This window comes from Colwellia sp. BRX9-1 (assembly GCF_014077195.1).
GTDB lineage: Bacteria > Pseudomonadota > Gammaproteobacteria > Enterobacterales > Alteromonadaceae > Colwellia_A.
In genome coordinates this window covers 1-2,376 of sequence record NZ_JACGVM010000046.1, presented here as the reverse complement: position 1 = coordinate 2,376, position 2,376 = coordinate 1, and the positions used below count along the sequence as shown (strand labels likewise).

Below are 2,376 nucleotides of genomic sequence, written 5' to 3'. Positions count from 1 at the left end.
TAACAATTAAGCATTTATCTCTTGTCGAAGCATGAGAGATAAATGTCCTGTTGGACTGAGCCGCTAGGCACCGTCTATATGGTTTTTGTTTATTGAGTCATTTCAGTGACAGGAAGGGGTTTAACCAACAACGCATTATCAGTAGCTTCCTTACTCTATTTTGCTCAACGTTATCAAGCCAGTTTACCTTATCAGGGGCTTTATTCAAGACAAACGAAGCCTCTACTATCGCTTTTTTCAACGCATAATTAACAGATTACACCACTCAACTAGATCGTTCGAAACTGCGCTAACGGTTTGTTCGGCAATAGAATTCCTATCAAGATCATCCCTGCATGATGACATCTTGGACATTCAGGTCCTATTTCATCCTTTACTCTGTCTGTGATATCGTCTTCAAGCTTCTCTATCTCTTTATCTATGCTTTTCCTAATGAGGATTAACGATTTACGCCTTATTGAATTAGCCATGAATCCGTAATAACGCAGCCGCATAAAACCTTTGGGCAGAACATGTAATAAAAATCGCCTTATCAACTCTGCCGCAGACAAATCCATATGAGTTGTCTCATTGGTACGATAGTCCTTGTAGCGCATTAATACGTTATTTTCGCCCCTTAAAGATAAACGACTTTCACTAATGCCTACGCGATTACAGTAACGTGCTAAATAGTTAACCACTGTATCGGTATGACCAATGGTAGGTTTGCTATAAACATTCCATTTCAACCGAGCCGTTTGATTCAATACTTGCCTAATCGTTGTTTGTTCTAATCGATGAAGCTCACCTGCGTTGGCTTGTCCCTCTAAACCATTCAGCATTTTACCTCTGAACTTCACTGATAAAGCTTTCACCGGGAATAAGTATCCCGCTTTACGACTACAGCACCATTGCTTATCTTGGGTTAACACACCACTTGGGATCAGGCAGTGCAAATGAATATGCCGACACAAGGTTTGACCCCAAGTGTGTAACACCGCCAACATACCCAACTGACCATCCAGGTGATGTCTTGCATTTGCAAATTCACTTAATGTTTCCCAGACAGCCTTAAATAGCATTTTATAAAGTATCTTAGGATGTAATGTTGCCCAACCATTAAACTGATGCGGTAAAGTGAATACCACATGATGATAAGCGACAGGGAGTACATCCGCTTGTCGTTTACGTAACCATTGCTCTCGTGATTTACCTTGGCACACCGGACAATGTCGGTCACGACAAGAACAATACCACTGGGTATCTTGCTCACAGTGGTTGCAGTGCCATTGATAACTGCCCATCGCTTGAGTTCGACAATCCTGAAGGTGATGTAAAACTTGCCATTGCCTCGGTGTGATGGTTTTCTTCTCAAGGTGTGGCAGCCCTTGTGCAATAATTTGCTGAAGCAATGAGCCGTTCATGAGTGTAGCTCCAATTGCTTAAGCAAATCAAATTGTGCTTCGTTCACCGCTTGATAGTGAGGTAGCCAATGGGTATATCGCACGGTGGTTCGAATGTCTTTATGCCCTAGAATATGCTGTAACTCCGGTAGTGGCATACCAGCCATTAACTGATGCGTGGCAAAGGCATGTCTCAAGGCGTGTATGCCGCCTGTTTTAACAACCCCAGCATCCTTTTTTGCTTTGTTATAGGCTTTTTGTAATGACGATTGATGTAACGGTTTATCTTCTATCGGTTTAAAAAACAGGTAAACGATAGGGTGAAAACGTTGCCAATAAAGTCGTAATTCGTGTAGCAAGGAATCAGATACGGGGATACACCTATCCTTAGCGCCTTTCGCTTGTTGAAGGTGTATAACCTTTTCTTTTCCCGCTATATTTTTTACCTTGAGCGAGCAGACTTCACTAAGACGTAAGCCACAGCCGTAGCACAACATGATCATCATGCGATATTTAGGGTTGTGGCAGATATCAATGATCCGTTTCACTTCAGAGATACTTAAAAGTTCAGGGATCTTCTGTTGCCGCTTCATCGGAGGTAACAACTGCTCACTGAACGTTCGCCCAAGCACTTGACCATAAAAAAAGTTTAACGCATGAAACGCCTGTGCACATGAACTTGATGATAAATGGCGCTCTAGGGTTAATGACCAAAGGTACTTTTTTAACTCACTGTCTTGCAATGAATCAGGGGAGCGATGGGTATGTTTCGCCAAGTCGTAAACCCAACGAACATAGGCTTGCTGTGTTCTAATTGAAAAGTGTCGTACTTGCATACAGTCAAGTAACTGTTGTCTTAGTGGTGTCATAACTTGCCTCCAAAAAAGGTTGAGTAGCAAGTTAAGTGTGGTTGAAATGCAGTGATATGTCAGGGAGTTGCCACTCCCCGCGAAGCGGTTTAGTTCAACAGCTTATTAGACCGAAAAACTAAGCA

The 2,376-nt window shown here is 42.4% G+C and carries 2 protein-coding genes; both read right to left on the bottom strand.

Features of this window, described 5'->3' with window-relative positions:
- Nucleotides 1-269: 269 nt before the first annotated feature.
- Nucleotides 270-1,403 carry an IS91 family transposase gene (locus H4J76_RS19355; RefSeq protein ID WP_182231126.1) on the bottom strand — a complete coding sequence of 378 codons (1,134 nt, stop codon included), beginning with the start codon at nt 1,401-1,403 and terminating at the stop codon, nt 270-272.
- On the bottom strand, nt 1,400-2,251 hold the full coding sequence (locus H4J76_RS19350; RefSeq protein WP_182231125.1) for a tyrosine-type recombinase/integrase: 852 nt from the start codon (nt 2,249-2,251) through the stop codon (nt 1,400-1,402). Before H4J76_RS19350 ends, H4J76_RS19355 begins: the two co-directional genes overlap by 4 nt.
- Nucleotides 2,252-2,376 lie beyond the last annotated feature (125 nt).

Coding starts and splice junctions, on each gene's coding strand:
- H4J76_RS19355 (WP_182231126.1), bottom strand. CDS start 1,403: ATGAACGGCTCATTGCTTCAGCAAATTATTGCACAAGGGCTGCCACAC.
- H4J76_RS19350 (WP_182231125.1), bottom strand. CDS start 2,251: ATGACACCACTAAGACAACAGTTACTTGACTGTATGCAAGTACGACAC.